Genomic DNA, 16,669 nt, shown 5'->3' on the forward strand with positions numbered 1-16,669 from the left:
CCCTTATGAAGACACCCTCCTTACGTACTTTCCTTCCCCTTACCGCAGCGCTGGCGGCGCTGGGCCTGCTCGCCTACGGCGGATGGTCGTGGTCCGCCTCGACCGCCACCGAATCGACGGACGACGCCACCATCACCGCCGACCACACCATCGTCGCGCCGCAAGTCTCGGGTTTCATCGAAGCCGTGCTGGTGGACGACAACCAGGACGTCAAGCAAGGCCAGTTGTTGGCCCTCATCGACGACCGCGACTACCAGGCGGCATTGGCCGCCGCGGGCGCCGAGCTGGCCGTGGCCGCCGCGCAACTGTCCAATGCCACCGCCACGCTGGAACGCCAGCAGGCCGTGATCGACCAGGCCCACGCCGTCACCCGCGCCGACCTGGCCGACATCCGTTTCGCCGAAAGCGAACTCCAGCGCCATCGCCGCCTGGCCAGCGAAGGGGCGGGCACGCAACAGGTGTTTGAACAAGCGAAAAGCCGGCTGGAGATGGCGCAGGCGCGGCAGGCCGAGCACCTGGCCACCTTGCAGGCCTCGCGCAAGCAACAAGAAGTACTGGTGGCGCAGCGCGACGCCGCCCGCGCGGGATTGCAACGCGCCCAGGCCCTGAAAGACCGCGCCGACCTGAATCTGTCGTACACGCGGATCACCTCGCCCATCGACGGCACGATCGGCCGCCGCGCGCTGCGCGTGGGTGCCTATGTCAGCCCCGGAACGGCGATCCTTGCCGTCGTGCCATTGCAGCACGCCTATGTGGTGGCAAACTTCCGCGAACGGCAACTGACGCATATGCGCCCCGGCCAGATCGCGACGGTCACTGTCGACGCCTACCCTGATGTGCCGCTGCATGGCCGGGTCCAAAGCATTGCGCCCGGAACCGGGCTGAGCTTTTCCCCCGTGGCGCCCAGCAACGCCACGGGCAATTTCACCAAGGTGGCGCAGCGCCTGCCGGTCAAGATCGTGCTGGACGCCCTGCCCGACAACGCGCCGCGGCTGCGCGCCGGCATGTCGGTGGAGGCCGTGGTCGACACCGCCGCCACGCTGCAGGGGGCCGCGCAATGACACACCGCCTGATCTCGCGTGCGCTGCTCTTGTCCTCGCTGCTGGGCATCGGCGGTTGCGCGGTCGGACCCGACTTCGTCGCGCCACAGGCGCAACTGCCCGCGCAATGGCGTGAATCCACGGGTGCGCCCGCGCCTAGCGCCCCCGTGCAGGAGGCCCTGAACCCATCGTGGTGGGACAGTTTCGGCGATCCAACCCTGACCGCGTTGATCATCGAAGCCACCGCGGCCAATGTGGACATACGCATCGCCCACGAGCACCTGCTGCAAAGCCGGGCCGCCATGGGCATCACGGAAGCGGGCGGCCTGCCCCGGGTTGGCGCCGGCGCCAGCTACCAGCGCGGGCAGAACAGCGAGGCCGGTCTGGCCGATCCAACAGGCCGAAACGGCCGTTCGTCCTTCAATCTTTGGCAGACGGGCGTGGACGCCAGTTGGGAACTGGACCTGTGGGGCCGTGTCCGGCGCGAAGTTGAGCAGTCGGGCGCGCAGTCGCAAGCGGCGTTGGAAGCACAACGCGGCGTGGTCCTGTCGATCCGCGCCGAGACCGCGCGCAACTACATCCTGCTGCGTGGGACGCAGAACCAGCTGGCGGTGTTGAACAAGACGCTGGACAACGCCAATCGCAACCTGGCGCTGACCCGCTTGCGCCAGCGCGAAGGCGTCGCCACCGAGCTGGACGTGTCGCAGGCCGATGCGCAGGCGGCGGCCATCGAAGCGGCGATCCCGCCGCTGGCCCTGCGGGTGGATCAATTGATGAACGCGCTGGCGCGACTCCTCGATCAGCCCCCCCACGCGCTGCACGAACGGCTGGCGGCGGTGGCGCCGATCCCGGGTGGTCCCGTGCGGGTGCCGGCAGGCGTACCCAGTGAACTGGCCGAACGCCGGCCCGACATCCGCCGCGCACAGGCCACGCTGCATGCGGCGGTGGCCGCCATCGGCGTGGCCGAGGGCGACTTCTATCCGCGCATCACGCTGTCGGGAAACCTGGGGTTGCAGGCCCTGCAGCTACATGAGCTGGACACGGACAATGCCGGTATTTTCGGCGTCGGTCCGGCCCTGCGCATTCCGCTATTCGAGGGCGGCCGGCTTCGCGGCCGGCTGCGTCTGCGCGAATCGCAAGCGCAGGAAGCCGCGTTGCTGTTCCAGAAGACCGTGCTTGCCGCGTGGCATGAGGTCGACAACGCGATGACCGCTTATCAGGCCCAGCAGCAGGCGCACGCCAGCCTGGAACGCGCCTCGGCCAGCGCGCGCCGCGCCCTGGCCAACGCGCAGCGCCAATACGCCGCCGGCGCGTCGGACTTCGTCAATGTGCTCAGCGCGCAGAATGCCGTGCTGACCAGCGACCAGGCCCGCGTATCCACGCAGGCCGCGGTGTCGCTGGCGCTGGTGGACCTGTACCGGTCGCTGGGTGGCGGCTGGCAATAGCGGCACGCGTGAAAAAGCCCCGCCTCGCGCCCCTATGCCTGTTTCGGCCCCGCCACGATGAACAGCCGGGGGAACGGCAACAGCACGGTGCCGTCGGCAAGCGCAGGATAGGCCTCGGCGATCAGCGCCTGATAACGTGCCAGGAAACTGGCCTGCTCGGCGGCGTCCAGCTTGTCCAGATAGGGGCGCAAGGCCGTGCCCTTGAACCACTCCACCACCGCGACGGCGCCCGCCAGCGGGTGGTGATAAGTGGTGCGCCACACGTCCAGCACGCCGCAATGCGGCTTCAACAGTTCGTAGTACCAGGCGGCACTGTGGCGCGGCGGATGCTTCACGCCGCCGGTCTTGGCGGCCCACGGCGCTTCACCGGCTACCTGGCGCGCCAGGCGGTGCGCGGGTTCTTCCATATTGTCGGGCGTCTGCACCGCCAGGGTGCCACCCGGGGCCAGCTTGCCGACCAGACGCGGGTACAGCGTGGCGTGGTCGGGCACCCACTGCAGCGCCGCGTTCGCCAGGATCACGTCGTACTGCTGCGGCGGATTCCACGTGGCGATGTCGGCCAGTTCGAAGTCCAGCGAAGGCAGGCGCTTGCGGGCGGCCTGGACCATGTCTTGCGAACTGTCCATGCCGGTGACCTTCGCATCGGGGTAGCGGCTGGCCAGCACCTCCGTGGAATTGCCCGGGCCGCAACCCAAATCCACGGCCAGCCCGACGGACGGGTTCGGCAAGGCCGCCACCAGATCGCGTACCGGCCGTGTGCGTTCATTTTCAAAAGCGGAATACTGCTTGGCGGACCAACTGTTATTGCTCATGACGGCTCCTTGCCGGACGACGGTGTACGGTCGGACTCTACGCTTCGCCTATCCATATTACAAATATAGAAATAATTGTCTAATCATATTCATTGGATATGACTAATTCAGGATGAAAAAAACCCGCCGGGACCAGCCGGCGGGTTTTCCACTGCCATGACGCGGCGGCGCCAACTGCGCCTTCACTCGCCCCAACGTCCTTTACTGCGCCTTCAATTCGCCCGACCGGGTTTTCCACAGCGAGAACAGCACGCCGCCCAGGATCAGGCTGAATGTCACGCCCAGCGAAATCGCGGCGGGCACCTTGCCGATAAAGCCGACCAGGAAGATCTTCGTGCCGATGAACACCAGGACCAGCGCCAACGCGTACTTCAGATAATGAAAGCGGTGGATCATCGCGGCCAGCGCGAAGTACAGCGCACGCAGGCCCAGAATGGCGAAGATGTTGCTGGTGTAGACGATGAACGGGTCGGTCGTGATGGCGAAGATTGCCGGCACAGAGTCCACCGCGAATACCAGGTCCACGAATTCAATCAGCACCAGGGCCAGCAGCAGCGGCGTCGCGAAACGCACTTTCTTCGACGTGGCCGGATCCTTTTCGGTCACCACGAACGCATTGCCGCGCAAGCCTTCCGTGACACGCATGTGGCGCTTCAGGAACTTCAGAATCGGATTGGTGGCGATGTCCGGCGTCTGGTCGGCGATCATCCACATCTTGATACCCGTGAACACCAGGAACGCGCCGAACAAGTACAGCAGCCAACCGAAATTACTGACCAGCGCGGCGCCCAGCCCGATCATGATGGCGCGCAGCACGATCACGCCCAGGATGCCCCAGAACAGCACGCGATGTTGATATTGGCGCGGAATCGCGAAGAAACTGAAAATCAGCGCGATCACGAAGACGTTGTCCATCGACAGCGACTTTTCGATCATGAAGCCGGTGTAGTAGGCCATGCCGCTGGCAGCGCCCAATTGCCACCAGACCCACCCGCCGAACAGCAGTGCGGCGCTGATATAGCCGGCCGACAGCAACAGGCTTTCACGTACGCCAATCTCGCGGTCTTCCTTGTGCAGCACGCCCAAGTCGAAGACCAGCAAGCTGACGACGATGCCGATGAATAGCAGCCAACTCCAGGTCGGTGTCCCCAGAAAATCGGCCATGAAGAAGGTGATCAAAGTGTCCATGAATGCCCCGCTGTGTTCGAAGGTGCCCATCATCCGGATCCCGACCAAATGGAGAAATCAGCCTGAAAGTGAGTTAAGGTTCGAAAAAACCGAAGTGAGCCCGCCATGCTGAACTACCGTCACCTGTACTATTTCTGGATGGTCGCCAAGGAAGGCGGCTTTTCCCGCGCCGCCGAACGGCTGGACATGGCCATTCAGACCATCAGCGCCCAAGTGCGCGAGCTGGAGAAAAACCTGGGCCACCAGCTGCTCAAGCCCGCAGGTCGCGGCGTGACACTGACCGACGCCGGCAAGGCCGCGTTCGCCCGGGCCGAAGAGATCTTCCAGATCGGCCACATGCTGCCCCAGGAAGTGCGCGCCGCCGCCACCAAACCCGTCATCCGGCTGTCCGTGGGCTTGTCCGACGGCATCTCCAAGCTGGCTGCGCACGCCCTGCTTGGCCCTGTGCTGGACACCCCGGACCTGCGCCTGACCTGCCACGAGGGCGAGGTCGAGGAATTGCTTGGCGAATTGGCCCAGCACCACCTTGACCTCGTGCTGGCCGGCCAGGGCGCGCCCGCCAACCCCAACCTGCGGCTGACCAGCGACCGCCTGGTGTCCTCTCCCGTGGACTGGTACGGCCCCGCCCGGCTGGTGCGCAAGTCCGATACGCTGGACTTTCCCCATTGCCTGGAGCGCCTGCCCGTCCTGTTGCCGACGGGCCACTCCGTGCTGCGCCAGACGCTGGACCGCTGGTTCAGCGAACAAGGGTTGTTCCCCAATGTGGTGGGCGAATTCGAAGACAGCGCGCTGATGTCGGTGTTTGCCGCCCGGGGCCTGGGTGTTTTCCCGCTCAGCCGGCTGGGCGGCGACGACATCGGGCTGCTGCGCGGCCTGCGCCCCCTGGCGCGCTGCGACGATGTGCAAGAAGAGATCCATGCCATCCGCAACCGCCGCGGCCAGCACCACCCGCTGGTCCAGGCGGTGCTGGCACACGCCAAGACTTCGGTTTTTTCTTAATGTTTGTCACATCATCGCTGGTTTTTCAGAAATAGAATCGGCTCTATCCTGGCGGTTCTTTTGAAATCGGAGTACCACTGCAATGAAAAAATTCATCTGGCTCGCTTTTGCCGTGCTTGCCGCACTCTGGACCGGGCTGGTGGCGCTGACCTTGCAACTGACCGACTGGGTCCTGGCGACGATCGCCACGGCACAGGTGCCCGGGGCCGCGCTGGACACCTCGCAATGGGTCGCGCCCGCCTGGGCCGCCGGGTGGGTCGATCCTGCCTGGCTGCAGTCGCTGCAAGGCGGCCTGGTCTGGGCCGCCCAGGGCCTGAACCAGATCCTGCCCGTGGCCGGCAGCCTGGGCACGCTGATTTCGGTGCTGGGCTGGATTGTCTGGGGCTTCATCATCGGCTGCCTGCTGGTCGTGGCGCTGATCCTGAGCTGGCTGGCGGGCAAACGCCAGCAGGCGGCCGAGGCTCCGGGACGCCAAGTGGTGTAATAAGGCTGGCAACGCGCCACCCGGCACGCTGCCTCCCTCAAGGAGCGTGCCGTGCCCACCCGATCTGCCCCCGCCCTGATGTTGTCCCTGGCGGCCCTGCTCTGCCCAGGCGCCACGGCCTCTGCACAAGCCTCTCCCAGCCCCTCCGGCGTGGAAGTCTGCACGGTGACGGGCACCTCGGGGCAATACAGCGTGCGGGTGCGCAATACCGGTACGACACCGCTGACGCGCGTGGACGTCACCGGCGTCCGGCTGGATGGCGGCGGCCAGGTCACAGCGCCTCTGACCGTCAGCCTGGCCGACATCCCCCCTGGCAAATACAAGACCGCCATCCTGGCGCGCTACGAAGAATCGGCCGCGCTGGACAGCATCGTCACCTACACGGCCGTGGACGGCGTGGAAGCACCCCAGCAGGAACTGTTCGCGGGCAAGGTCGCGCACGTATCGCCCGGCTCCGCCCTGCAATACACGCTGGCGCCGCTGGCCGTGCGCGGCTGGACGGTGGCCTATGGCTCCGCGACCTCGCCCAGGCTGGAAGCCGGTAGCGCTGTTCTGTTGTCTTATCCCGTGCGCAGCGGCAAAAAGCCCGCGACGCGGCCCGAAGCTGGCCGCACGCCGTCGGCCGTCGTGCCCCTGGCGCCCTGCCGCGACCCCGGCCAGAAATCCTGATCAGGTGCCGCTCAGCAGATCGCGCTCGTTCAGCAGCGCATAGACGATCTCGGGCTTGCTGTCGAAACCGCGCCGGATCGCGGCGGGCAGCGCGGTGCGCGTCTTGCGGCAGAGGCCGGGCGCATCGTCCAGCTGGATCGAAATGCCCCGCGACGTACGCACTTCGTTGTCGCTGGGCGTGATGCGGATCACGATGCCCAACTGCGCCTGGATGCGCCCTTGCATGGCGCGCAGGTCGTCCAGGCTGGCGATGTTCTCCAGCCGCGCCACCAGCCGCTTTTCCTCTTCTTTCGTCAATCGCAGGATGCGGACGTCCGCGGCCGGATCGGCCAGCAGCCTGTCGCGGTCGCACACGCAGGCGCCCGGCGGACATTCTTGGCGGATGGGAAACGGAAGGTTCATGGACGGTGGCGCTACGGCGGCAACGCGCGCAATGCGCATCCGCAATTCTACTCAGGATGACGGGCCGCCCGCGGCCGCGCACTACTCGTTTTCCCGCAATCTACTGGGGTATATTGCCCCACTCGATTCGACGCTTGGGAGACGCGCGTGAAACGGATGCTGCTTGCGGGCGCGATAACGGCACTGACGTTGCAGGGGCAAGGCGTACAGGCGCAAGCCGCCCCGCGCGCCTACCCCTACCCCATCAAGGCCGGGCTGTCGGGCTTAGTGAAGATCAGCGGCGGTGACGCCCAGCGCGTGACCGTGCGCGTGGGCAACGGACCCGAGCAGCAACTAGGCCGCTTCGACGACGAGGAAGTCGACCAGATGGCATCCGTGGACATTGACCACGACGGCTACCGCGACCTGGTGCTGGGGCAAAGCGGCGGCGGCACGCAGCTCATCACCCGCCTGTTCCTGTACCGGCCCGCCAGCGGCGCCTTCCAGGAAATCCAGCACCCCGACAAGACGAGTCCCTGCCGGGCCTTCGTCAATCCGGTGTTCGACGACAAGCAAGCGCGGATCAGCGTGGGCTGCCGCTACGGCGCCGCCAGCAACGGCGCCGAAGAATACGTGCTGCGCCCCGACGGCACCGTGCACGCCACGTCGTGGTCCACGCAGGCGTTGTTCGGCCTGGACGACGCGCCGGCCGAACTAACCTACCACTTCCGCGAAGACGGCTCGACGGCACGCATCGACATCGAAGGCGAAGGATCCCCGCTGGAAGACGGCACCGTGCCGGTCAGCAAGCTGGACCTCTACGACACGCCCGACGTGAACGCCAGGCCGGCAATGACCGCCGCCGAAGGCGAGCACCTGGACGTGGTGGCGATCCGCCCGCAAGATTGGCTGCAGGTGCGCTACGCGAGCAAGACGGCGGGCAACGTCCTCAAATGGGTGCGCTATGGCGATCTGCGCGTGGACAAGCATCACCTGCCGGCGCATCCGCCACAAGGCGGCCTGGAGCTGGAGCTCGCCGACACCCTGGCAGACTGGAGCGGCGAGGACGGCGGCACCTTCCTCCTCAGCGTAGCCAACCGCGGCGAGGCGCCCGTCCAATTGAAGGCGCCGCGCGTCTGGCTGTTGCTGACCAACGCGCAAGGCGACCGCATTGTGCACCCGCTGTACTCGCGCGAGGGCGACACCCTGCACCCGGCCAACCCGCTGGGCTTTGCCCGCGACGCCGTGGTCTGGCGTCCGGACGAAGACGGCAAGCCGGCCTACATGGTGAACGACAACGGCTACGGCAGCGTCCCCTTCCTGCCCGCGCTCGCGCCGGGCAAGTACCGAGCCGCCGCCGTCGTCACCGACCCGGGCAATCTCGCCCAGCCCATCGTCTCGAACGCAATCGGGTTCGACTACCCGCTGCCGAAGCGGCCGCCCGCGCCGCAGTAAGCGCAGTCGCATTCAAAGACCCCCCGCATGCAATCCCCAGCCCGCCCCGTTCGATCCCGCCCCGTCCGCCGCCTGGCCTTCCTGCTCTTTGCGCTGCTGCTCGCTGCCGCCGCATTGGTGGCCACGGGGCTGCTGACCGGCGCCCGCCCCGCCGATGTGGCGGTCGTGCTGGGCAACACCGTGCAAGCCGACGGACGGCCATCGCCCCGGCTGGCCGCGCGCCTCGATCGCGCCCACGATTGCTATGCCGCATCGCAATGCCGCATCCTGTTCGTCAGTGGCGGCGTGGACTCCGCTGGCGCCGACGAGGCCGCCATCATGCGTGATTACCTGCTGGCGCGCGGCGTGCCCGTCGACCGCATCGTGACCGACAGCGCGGGCGTGGACTCCTGGTCCACCGCGCGGCATGCCAGCGCCTATATGCACGAACACGGCTATACCCGCGCGCTGGCCGTCACCCAGTATTTCCATGTGCCGCGCACGATTCTGGCCCTGCGGCGCCAGGGCGTGCCGGACGTCAGCGGCGGCTATCCGCGCTTCTTCGAATGGCGCGACCTGTACTCCGTCTTTCGCGAGCTGCCCGCCGTAGCGTGGTATGCGTTCCGCCCGCTATAGTGGCGCTCTTGCCGTCAATCAGAATGCGTTGAACAACCCAAGGACCCCGACGCCGTGCAGATCTTCCACAATCCCGTCCATGACAAGCATGCAGGCCGCCAGGAAATGTTCCGCGGCAAGCTCGTGCCCTGCCACGAAACGCCGGCGCGGCTGGAATACGTGCTGGACGCGTTGCGCCAACGCGGCATCGGGGATCTGCTCGCCCCGTCCGCGCCCGACCTGGCCCTGATCAAGCGCGTGCACACGCCACGCTATGTGGACTTCCTGGCCAGCGCCTGGCAAGACTGGGTGGCGCTGGATCCGGCGAACGCGGACATCGACATCCTGCCCTCGGTCTGGCCCGTGCGCGGCTTCCGCCACGATATCGAGCCCACCAATTTCGCCGCGCGCGTCGGCCTGTTCTCGTTCGATAGCGGCTGCCCGCTCACGGCCGGCACCTGGGAAGCCGCCACCGCCGGCGCGGCCTGCGCCATCGACGCCGCACGCGCCGTCACGACCCCGGGCGGCCCGCGCGCCGCCATGGCGTTGACGCGTCCGCCCGGCCACCATGCCGGCGCCGACTTCTTCGGCGGCTACTGCTTCCTGAACAACGCCGCGCTGGCGGCGCAAGCGCTGCGCGATGCGGGAGCCGGACGCGTGGCGGTCCTTGACGTGGACTATCACCACGGCAACGGCACGCAAAGCATCTTCTACGAACGCGGCGACGTGCTGACGGTGTCGATCCATGGCGACCCCACCACCGAATACCCCTTCTTCCTGGGCTATGCCGACGAGCATGGCCAAGGCGCGGGCCTGGGCGCCAACCTGAACTTGCCGCTGCCCGCCGGCACCGACTTCGCCACCTGGACGCAAGCACTGCAACAGGGGCTGTCCGCCATTCAGGCATTCAAGGCCGACGCCATCGTGATCGCGCTGGGCGTGGATACCTATGAAGGCGACCCGATCTCCAAGTTCAAGCTGAAAAGCGTCGACTACCTTGAAGTGGGCCGCAAGCTGGCCAGCCTGGGCCTGCCGGCCGTCTTCACGATGGAAGGCGGCTATGCCGTGGCGGATGTAGGCATCAATGTGGCGAACGTACTGGAAGGCTACGGCCGCTGACGCGGCCATCGCTCACGACCTGGCTGCCGTCGATGCTCAGTCGCGCGTTTCCAGCACCTTGTTGATGCGCAGCGCCACCAGGGTGCATGCCGCGCCCGACAGCAGATACACACTGACGGCCACCAGCCCGAAGCGCGCCGACAAACCCAACGCGACCAGCGGCGCGAAAGCAGCGCCAATCAGCCACGCCATGTCGGACGTGAGGGCAGCGCCCGTGTAGCGGAAGCGGCGCGTGAAGTTGGCGGTGACCGTGCCCGATGCCTGCCCATACGACAGGCCCAGCAGCGCGAAGCCCACCAGGATGAACGCGTCCTGTCCCATTGGCCCGCCGCCCAGCAGCCACGGCGTGAACAATGCGAACACGGCGATCAGCACGGCCAGCAAGCCCAATGTGGTGCGCCGGCCGATGCGATCGGCCAGCCAGCCCGACATGACCGTGCCCAGGATGCCGATCACCGCGCCGATGATCTGCACGATCAGCACGTCCGTGATCTGCTGCGTGGCGCTGACGGCGATCCACGACAACGGAAACACCGTGACCAGGTGGAACAGCGCGTAGCTGGCCAACGCCGCGAAGGCGCCGATGAACAGGTTGTAGCCTTGCGAGCGCACCATCTCGGCGATGCTGATGGGTTCAAGCTCTCCCTCTTCGAGCAACTGCGTGTATTCCTCGGTGACCACCAGGCGCAGCCGCGCGAACAGCGCCACCACGTTGATCGCGAAGGCGACGAAGAACGGATAGCGCCAGCCCCACTCAAGAAAGTCCGCCTGGGTCAGCGTGACGTGCAGGTACAGGAACAGCGCGCTGGCCACCATGAAGCCGACCGGCGCGCCCAACTGGCCCATCATCGAATACCAGCCACGGCGGTTGGGCGGCGCATTCAGCGCCAGCAACGACGGCAGCCCGTCCCATGACCCGCCGAACGCCAGCCCTTGCAGGCACCGGAACACCGCCAGCAACGTGATGGCGTGCGCGCCGATGGTGTTGTAGCTGGGCAGGAACGCCATGCCCACCGTGGCCGTGCCCAGCAGGAACAGTGCGACCGTCAGCTTTGTAGCGCGGCCCCAACGCCGCTGGATCGCCATCGACAACGCCGTGCCGATGGGACGCATGATGAACGCGAAGGAGAAGATGACGAAGGCCCAGAGCGTGCCTTCCAACTGTGGTTCGAAGGGGAAGAAGACCTTCGGAAAAACCAGCACGCAGGCAATGCCGAATACGAAGAAATCGAAGTATTCGGAGGCGCGTCCCACGACCACGCCGACGGCGATTTCGCCCGGAGCCACCTTGGCGTGGCTGGCCCCGCCGGCCGTTGGCCCCGGGCCGGGAACAGCGGGGGCATGACCGGGATACTGCGAGGTGGTCGACATGGGTTTGCTCACTGTAGGAGGTCCGAAATACGCCACTGCCCTGCACACTTTTGTTCTTTTTACCCTAGATTTTTCGCGGCTTCCAGCGTAGTGTTGCGTTTACCTCCCACGGTTACGTTTCGAGGTATGGCTATGCCGTCCTTCACAAGGCTCCGCGGATTGATCCTGATTGCCGCCCTGCCATTGCTCGCCGGATGCAATGCGGTGCTGCTGTCGCCATCAGGCGATGTCGCGCTTCAACAGCGTAATCTGATCATCATCTCCACCGGCTTGATGCTGCTGATCATCGTGCCGGTGATCTTCCTGACCTTCCTGTTCGCGTGGCGCTATCGGGCCAGCAACAAAGAGGCCCACTACGACCCGGAATGGAACCACTCCACGATGCTGGAGCTTCTGATCTGGGCAGCGCCCCTGCTCATCATCATTGCCCTGGGCGCGCTGACCTGGGTCAGCACGCACCAGCTCGATCCCTACCGGCCGCTTGCGCGCCTGTCCGAAGGCCGCGAGGTCCCGGCGGGCACCAAACCGCTTGTCGTCGAAGTCGTGGCGCTGGACTGGAAATGGCTGTTCCTTTATCCCGAACAAGGCATCGCCACGGTCAATGAAATGGCCGCCCCGGTCGACCGCCCCATCCAATTCAAGATCACGTCGTCGACGGTGATGAATTCGTTCTTCGTGCCCGCGCTGGCGGGCCAGATCTACGCCATGCCCGGCATGCAGACGACGCTGCACGCGGTGATCAACCACCCCGGCGAATACGAAGGCCTGTCCGCCAACTACAGCGGATCGGGCTTCTCGGGCATGCGCTTCAAGTTCCATGGCCTGGACCAGCAGGGCTTCGACAAGTGGGTGGCCGACGCCCGCGCGTCCACCGGCAAGCTCAGCCGCGACACCTACCTGAAACTTGAACAGCCCAGCGAACGCAACCCGGTGCAGCACTACGCCACCTTCGCGCCAGGCCTGTTCGACGCCATCGTGAATCGCTGCGTCGAAGGCAACCGCATGTGCATGAAGGACGCCATGGCCATCGACTCGCAAGGCGGCATGGGCATCCCGGGCGCGCTCAACGTCACCACGCTGGACAAGGAAACGCGCGAACGCCTGGGCCTGACCGGCACGCCGCCGCGCAAGTATGTAGGCGCCATGTGCACGTCCACCGAAGGGCTCGTGTTGTAGCGGCTTGCCGCGAGTCCGTCGCGACACGGGCCGGCCGATGCAGGGGCTTCATGAAATTGTGGTCTTTACGCTGGAATCGAGATGCCTGATCAACCAGACCTCATCAAGCTGATCTTCGGTCGACTGACCTGGGACGCCATCCCCTTTCACGAACCCATCCTGCTGGCCACCTTCTTCATGGTGGCGGTCGGCGGCATCGTCGTGCTGGGCTCTATCACGTACTACAAGAAATGGGGCTACTTGTGGCACGAATGGTTTACCAGCATCGACCACAAGAAGATCGGGATCATGTACGTGATCCTGGGCATCGTGATGCTGCTGCGGGGTTTCGCCGACGCCATCATGATGCGCTTGCAGCAGGCCGTGGCATTCGGCGACTCGACCGGCTACCTGCCGCCGCACCACTATGACCAGATCTTCACCGCGCATGGCGTGATCATGATCTTCTTCGTGGCCATGCCGCTGGTCACGGGGCTGATGAACTACATCGTGCCGCTGCAGATCGGCGCACGCGACGTGGCCTTCCCCTTCCTGAACAACTTCAGTTTCTGGATGACGACGGGCGGCGTCGTGCTGGTGATGATGTCGCTGTTCGTCGGCGAGTTCGCGCGCACGGGCTGGCTGGCGTATCCCCCCTTATCGGGGATCATGCAGAGTCCGGACGTGGGGGTCGACTACTACATCTGGGCCTTGCAGATAGCGGGGGTGGGAACCCTGCTATCCGGCGTCAATCTGCTGGTCACCATCGTGAAGATGCGCGCGCCCGGCATGACCATGATGCGCATGCCCATCTTCACGTGGACCGCGCTGTGCACCAACGTGCTGATCGTGGCCGCCTTCCCCGTGCTGACCGCCGTGCTGGCCCTGCTGTCCATGGACCGCTACGTCGGCACCAACTTCTTCACGGCGGATTTCGGCGGCAACGCCATGATGTACGTGAACCTGATCTGGATCTGGGGCCACCCCGAGGTCTACATCCTGATCCTGCCCGCCTTCGGCATCTTCTCGGAAGTGGTGTCCACCTTCTGCAGCAAGCGCCTGTTCGGCTATGCGTCCATGGTGTACGCCACCGTCGTGATCACAGTGCTGTCGTACCTGGTCTGGCTGCACCACTTCTTCACCATGGGGTCCGGGGCCAGCGTGAACTCGTTCTTCGGGATCACGACGATGATCATCTCGATCCCGACCGGCGCCAAGATCTTCAACTGGCTGTTCACGATGTACCGCGGCCGCATCCGCTTCGAAGTGCCGATGCTGTGGACGATGGGTTTCATGGTCACGTTCGTGATCGGCGGCATGACCGGCGTGCTGCTGGCCGTGCCCCCCGCCGACTTCGCCCTGCACAACAGCCTGTTCCTGATCGCGCACTTCCACAACGTCATCATCGGCGGCGTGCTGTTCGGGCTGATGGCCGGCATCACGTATTGGTTCCCCAAGGCGTTCGGCTACAAGCTCGACCCGTTCTGGGGCAAGTGCTCGTTCTGGTTCTGGCTGGTGGGCTTCTACGTGGCGTTCATGCCGCTGTACGTGCTGGGGTTGATGGGCGTGACGCGCCGCGTGAACCACTTCGAAGACATGTCGCTGCAGATCTGGTTCCAGGTGGCGGCCTTCGGCGCGCTGCTGATCGCCTGCGGCATCGCCAGCTTCATCATCCAGCTGGTGGTCAGCTATCGCCGTCGCGACCAATTGCGCGACAACACGGGCGATCCCTGGGGCGGCCGCACGCTGGAATGGTCCACGTCGTCGCCCCCGCCCAACTACAACTTCGCGTTCACGCCGCGCGTGCATGACCTGGACGCCTGGTGGCAGATGAAGCAGCACGGCTACCAACGGCCCCAACAGGGCTTCATCCCCATCCACATGCCGAAGAACACGTGGGCCGGCATCGTGTTGGCAGCGATCAGCGTGGTGATGGGCTTTGCGCTGATCTGGCACATGTGGCCGCTGGCGGTGCTGTCGTTCGCGGCGCTGATCCTGGTGTCCATCGTCCATACCTTCAACTACAAGCGCGACTACTACGTGCCGGCCGACGAGGTCGTGCGCGAAGAAGAGACCCGCACACGACTGTTGGCGAAACATGTCTGATACCTTGGCCCCCACCCTGCCCGGCGGCACCACGCCGCCCCCGGAGCCCGTGTTCTACGTCGCGGGCGAACACCATCCCAAGAACGGCACCCTGCTGGGGTTCTGGGTCTACCTGATGAGCGACTGCCTCATCTTCGCCTGCCTGTTCGCGACCTACGGCGTACTGGGCCGCAACTACGCCGCGGGTCCGTCCGGGGCAGACCTGTTCGACTTGCCGCTGGTGGCGGTGAACACGTCCCTGCTGCTGCTGTCGTCCATCACCTACGGCTTTGCGATGCTGGAGATGCGGCGCAACCGCATTGGCGCCACCCAGTTGTGGCTGGCGGTCACCGGCATTCTCGGCCTGGGCTTCCTGTCGCTGGAACTGTACGAGTTCGCGCACCTGATCCACCAGGGCGCGGGCCCGCAGCGCAGCGCCTTCCTGTCATCGTTCTTCACGCTGGTCGGCACGCACGGCCTGCACGTCACGTTCGGCATCGTCTGGCTGGTGACGATGATGATCCAGGTGCAGATGCACGGCCTGATCCCTGAAAACCGGCGCCGCCTGATGTGCCTGTCGATGTTCTGGCACTTCCTGGACCTGATCTGGGTGGGCGTGTTCACCTTCGTGTACCTGATGGGAGTGCTGCCATGAGCTCGCACATGGAAAACCTGGCTGATCACGGGCATGGCGGCCACGGCGGCGGCCACGACCACCACGACGATGATGACGGCGCCGGCCACGGCACGCTCAAGAGCTACTTCACGGGCTTTGTCCTGGCGGCCATCTTGACCGCCATTCCGTTCTGGCTGGTAATGGACCGGGTCTTCGCCAATTCGCGCACGACCGCCCTGGTGATCCTGGCTTTCGCCGTCGTGCAGATCGTGGTGCATATCGTGTACTTCCTGCACATGGACGCCAAGTCTGAAAGCGGGTGGAACATGTTGGCGTTAATATTCACGCTGGTGCTGGTCGTAATCACGCTCAGCGGGTCAATCTGGATCATGTATCACTTGAACTCCAATATGATGCCCATGTCCACACACGACATGCGGAATATGCCCTGATGGCAGCAGTAAAAGACACTCATACCGGCGACACCCCCCGTAATCCGCGCAGCAAAACCACCCTGGTCATCCTGGGGGTGGTTGCTGTCGCGCTGTTCGCGGGCCTATGCGCACTGGGCACCTGGCAGGTGCACCGCCTGGCCTGGAAGCGCGACCTGATCGCGCAGGTTAATCAGCGCGCCCATGCGCCCACCACGCCGGCACCGGGCAAGCACGATTGGCGAGCCTTGTCGTTCAACAATGCCGAATACCGCCACGTGGCCGCTTCGGGCACGTACCAGCACGACCGCCAGACGCTGGTGCAAGCCGCCACCGAACTGGGCAGCGGCTACTGGGTCATGACGCCGCTGCAGTTGGCCGACGGCGACACGGTGCTGGTCAACCGCGGCTTCGTGCTGCCGGAATGGCGCAAAAGCGCGGCCAACGCCGCCCAGCCCCCGGCCGAAGGCAGCGTCACGGGCCTGCTGCGCATGGGCGAACCCGGCAGCGGTTTCCTGCGCAACAACGATCCAGCGGCCAACCTCTGGTATTCGCGCGACCTGCCGGCCATCGCCACGGCGCGTGGCCTGACCGACGTGGCGCCCTACTTCATCGATGCCGACGCGGCGTCCAGCCCCAGCCGGGATCCCGCGAAAGCGCCCGTCGGCGGCCTGACGGTGCTGACCTTCCCGAACAACCACCTGGTCTACGCCATCACCTGGTATGCGCTGGCGCTGATGATCGTGGTGGGCGTGGTGATCTTCGTGCGCGAAGAAAAAAAGGCGCGCGGCAAGGCCTGAAGCCCTGTACGAAAAAAGCTCCCTC

The 16,669-nt window shown here is 65.4% G+C and carries 17 protein-coding genes; 13 read left to right on the plus strand and 4 right to left on the minus strand.

Annotated elements, in window-relative coordinates; all coding sequences use genetic code 11:
• The first annotated feature begins 5 nt into the window (after nt 1-5).
• Together HG262_RS11215 and HG262_RS11220 are read left to right on the plus strand one after the other, a co-directional pair.
• Nucleotides 6-1,061 (plus strand): HlyD family secretion protein, encoded by a 1,056-nt coding sequence (locus HG262_RS11215; RefSeq protein ID WP_169271091.1) that lies wholly within the window; start codon nt 6-8, stop codon nt 1,059-1,061.
• A complete protein-coding gene (locus HG262_RS11220) occupies nt 1,058-2,485 on the plus strand; it encodes an efflux transporter outer membrane subunit (protein WP_169271092.1) in 1,428 nt (475 codons plus the stop codon). The genes HG262_RS11215 and HG262_RS11220 overlap by 4 nt, the downstream gene beginning before the upstream one ends.
• Nucleotides 2,486-2,517: 32 nt before the next feature.
• On the opposite strand, the gene tam is transcribed toward HG262_RS11220, so the two are convergent.
• Complete coding sequence (gene tam, locus HG262_RS11225) at nt 2,518-3,297, minus strand: trans-aconitate 2-methyltransferase (RefSeq protein ID WP_169271093.1); 780 nt, start codon at nt 3,295-3,297, stop codon at nt 2,518-2,520.
• Nucleotides 3,298-3,498: 201 nt separating this feature from the next.
• On the minus strand, nt 3,499-4,485 hold the full coding sequence (locus HG262_RS11230; RefSeq protein WP_169271094.1) for a TerC family protein: 987 nt from the start codon (nt 4,483-4,485) through the stop codon (nt 3,499-3,501).
• Between the two features lie 105 nt (nt 4,486-4,590).
• On the opposite strand from HG262_RS11230, the gene HG262_RS11235 reads away from it, so the two are divergent.
• From HG262_RS11235 to HG262_RS11245, 3 genes are all read left to right on the plus strand, one after another.
• Nucleotides 4,591-5,484 (plus strand): LysR family transcriptional regulator, encoded by an 894-nt coding sequence (locus HG262_RS11235; RefSeq protein WP_169271095.1) that lies wholly within the window; start codon nt 4,591-4,593, stop codon nt 5,482-5,484.
• A gap of 82 nt (nt 5,485-5,566) precedes the next feature.
• Entirely contained in the window at nt 5,567-5,968 is a 402-nt protein-coding gene (locus HG262_RS11240; protein WP_169271096.1) for a hypothetical protein, read from the plus strand.
• Between the two features lie 51 nt (nt 5,969-6,019).
• Nucleotides 6,020-6,637, plus strand: coding sequence for a hypothetical protein (locus tag HG262_RS11245; RefSeq protein ID WP_169271097.1), 618 nt, complete (start codon nt 6,020-6,022; stop codon nt 6,635-6,637).
• Here the strand turns inward: HG262_RS11245 and HG262_RS11250 are convergent, their stop codons facing one another.
• Nucleotides 6,638-7,039 carry a hypothetical protein gene (locus HG262_RS11250; RefSeq protein WP_169271098.1) on the minus strand — a complete coding sequence of 134 codons (402 nt, stop codon included), beginning with the start codon at nt 7,037-7,039 and terminating at the stop codon, nt 6,638-6,640. It lies immediately after the preceding gene.
• A gap of 156 nt (nt 7,040-7,195) precedes the next feature.
• On the opposite strand from HG262_RS11250, the gene HG262_RS11255 reads away from it, so the two are divergent.
• From HG262_RS11255 to HG262_RS11265, 3 genes are read left to right on the plus strand one after another with little or no spacing between them, the layout of a single operon-like run.
• Nucleotides 7,196-8,473, plus strand: coding sequence for a DUF4141 domain-containing protein (locus tag HG262_RS11255; protein WP_248293332.1), 1,278 nt, complete (start codon nt 7,196-7,198; stop codon nt 8,471-8,473).
• A 27-nt stretch (nt 8,474-8,500) separates the two neighbouring features.
• Nucleotides 8,501-9,088 carry a YdcF family protein gene (locus HG262_RS11260; RefSeq protein ID WP_169271099.1) on the plus strand — a complete coding sequence of 196 codons (588 nt, stop codon included), beginning with the start codon at nt 8,501-8,503 and terminating at the stop codon, nt 9,086-9,088.
• A gap of 54 nt (nt 9,089-9,142) precedes the next feature.
• Nucleotides 9,143-10,186, plus strand: coding sequence for a histone deacetylase family protein (locus tag HG262_RS11265; RefSeq protein ID WP_169271100.1), 1,044 nt, complete (start codon nt 9,143-9,145; stop codon nt 10,184-10,186).
• 36 nt (nt 10,187-10,222) lie between these two features.
• Here the strand turns inward: HG262_RS11265 and HG262_RS11270 are convergent, their stop codons facing one another.
• Nucleotides 10,223-11,557: an MFS transporter gene (locus HG262_RS11270; RefSeq protein WP_169271101.1), complete on the minus strand. Its 1,335-nt coding sequence runs from the start codon at nt 11,555-11,557 to the stop codon at nt 10,223-10,225.
• 132 nt (nt 11,558-11,689) lie between these two features.
• Between HG262_RS11270 and cyoA the strand changes: the two genes are divergently transcribed.
• The 5 genes from cyoA (at nt 11,690) to HG262_RS11295 (ending at nt 16,644) form a co-directional block, all read left to right on the plus strand.
• On the plus strand, nt 11,690-12,733 hold the full coding sequence (gene cyoA, locus HG262_RS11275; protein WP_169271102.1) for a ubiquinol oxidase subunit II: 1,044 nt from the start codon (nt 11,690-11,692) through the stop codon (nt 12,731-12,733).
• A gap of 81 nt (nt 12,734-12,814) precedes the next feature.
• A complete protein-coding gene (cyoB, locus tag HG262_RS11280; protein ID WP_169271103.1) occupies nt 12,815-14,818 on the plus strand; it encodes a cytochrome o ubiquinol oxidase subunit I in 2,004 nt (667 codons plus the stop codon).
• On the plus strand, nt 14,811-15,452 hold the full coding sequence (gene cyoC, locus HG262_RS11285) for a cytochrome o ubiquinol oxidase subunit III (RefSeq protein WP_006226498.1): 642 nt from the start codon (nt 14,811-14,813) through the stop codon (nt 15,450-15,452). Before cyoB ends, cyoC begins: the two co-directional genes overlap by 8 nt.
• A complete protein-coding gene (gene cyoD, locus HG262_RS11290) occupies nt 15,449-15,865 on the plus strand; it encodes a cytochrome o ubiquinol oxidase subunit IV (protein ID WP_169271104.1) in 417 nt (138 codons plus the stop codon). Before cyoC ends, cyoD begins: the two co-directional genes overlap by 4 nt.
• Complete coding sequence (locus HG262_RS11295; protein WP_169271105.1) at nt 15,865-16,644, plus strand: SURF1 family protein; 780 nt, start codon at nt 15,865-15,867, stop codon at nt 16,642-16,644. Before cyoD ends, HG262_RS11295 begins: the two co-directional genes overlap by 1 nt.
• The last annotated feature ends 25 nt before the right edge of the window (nt 16,645-16,669 follow it).

The organism is Achromobacter sp. Bel (assembly GCF_012928505.1).
In the GTDB taxonomy this organism is placed as follows: domain Bacteria; phylum Pseudomonadota; class Gammaproteobacteria; order Burkholderiales; family Burkholderiaceae_B; genus Achromobacter.

Coding starts and splice junctions, on each gene's coding strand:
- HG262_RS11250 (WP_169271098.1), bottom strand. CDS start 7,039: ATGAACCTTCCGTTTCCCATCCGCCAAGAATGTCCGCCGGGCGCCTGC.
- HG262_RS11295 (WP_169271105.1), top strand. CDS start 15,865: ATGGCAGCAGTAAAAGACACTCATACCGGCGACACCCCCCGTAATCCG.
- cyoA (WP_169271102.1), top strand. CDS start 11,690: ATGCCGTCCTTCACAAGGCTCCGCGGATTGATCCTGATTGCCGCCCTG.
- HG262_RS11270 (WP_169271101.1), bottom strand. CDS start 11,557: ATGTCGACCACCTCGCAGTATCCCGGTCATGCCCCCGCTGTTCCCGGC.
- tam (WP_169271093.1), bottom strand. CDS start 3,297: ATGAGCAATAACAGTTGGTCCGCCAAGCAGTATTCCGCTTTTGAAAAT.
- HG262_RS11220 (WP_169271092.1), top strand. CDS start 1,058: ATGACACACCGCCTGATCTCGCGTGCGCTGCTCTTGTCCTCGCTGCTG.
- HG262_RS11230 (WP_169271094.1), bottom strand. CDS start 4,485: ATGGACACTTTGATCACCTTCTTCATGGCCGATTTTCTGGGGACACCG.
- HG262_RS11240 (WP_169271096.1), top strand. CDS start 5,567: ATGAAAAAATTCATCTGGCTCGCTTTTGCCGTGCTTGCCGCACTCTGG.
- HG262_RS11260 (WP_169271099.1), top strand. CDS start 8,501: ATGCAATCCCCAGCCCGCCCCGTTCGATCCCGCCCCGTCCGCCGCCTG.
- HG262_RS11255 (WP_248293332.1), top strand. CDS start 7,196: ATGCTGCTTGCGGGCGCGATAACGGCACTGACGTTGCAGGGGCAAGGC.
- HG262_RS11215 (WP_169271091.1), top strand. CDS start 6: ATGAAGACACCCTCCTTACGTACTTTCCTTCCCCTTACCGCAGCGCTG.
- cyoD (WP_169271104.1), top strand. CDS start 15,449: ATGAGCTCGCACATGGAAAACCTGGCTGATCACGGGCATGGCGGCCAC.
- cyoC (WP_006226498.1), top strand. CDS start 14,811: ATGTCTGATACCTTGGCCCCCACCCTGCCCGGCGGCACCACGCCGCCC.
- cyoB (WP_169271103.1), top strand. CDS start 12,815: ATGCCTGATCAACCAGACCTCATCAAGCTGATCTTCGGTCGACTGACC.
- HG262_RS11235 (WP_169271095.1), top strand. CDS start 4,591: ATGCTGAACTACCGTCACCTGTACTATTTCTGGATGGTCGCCAAGGAA.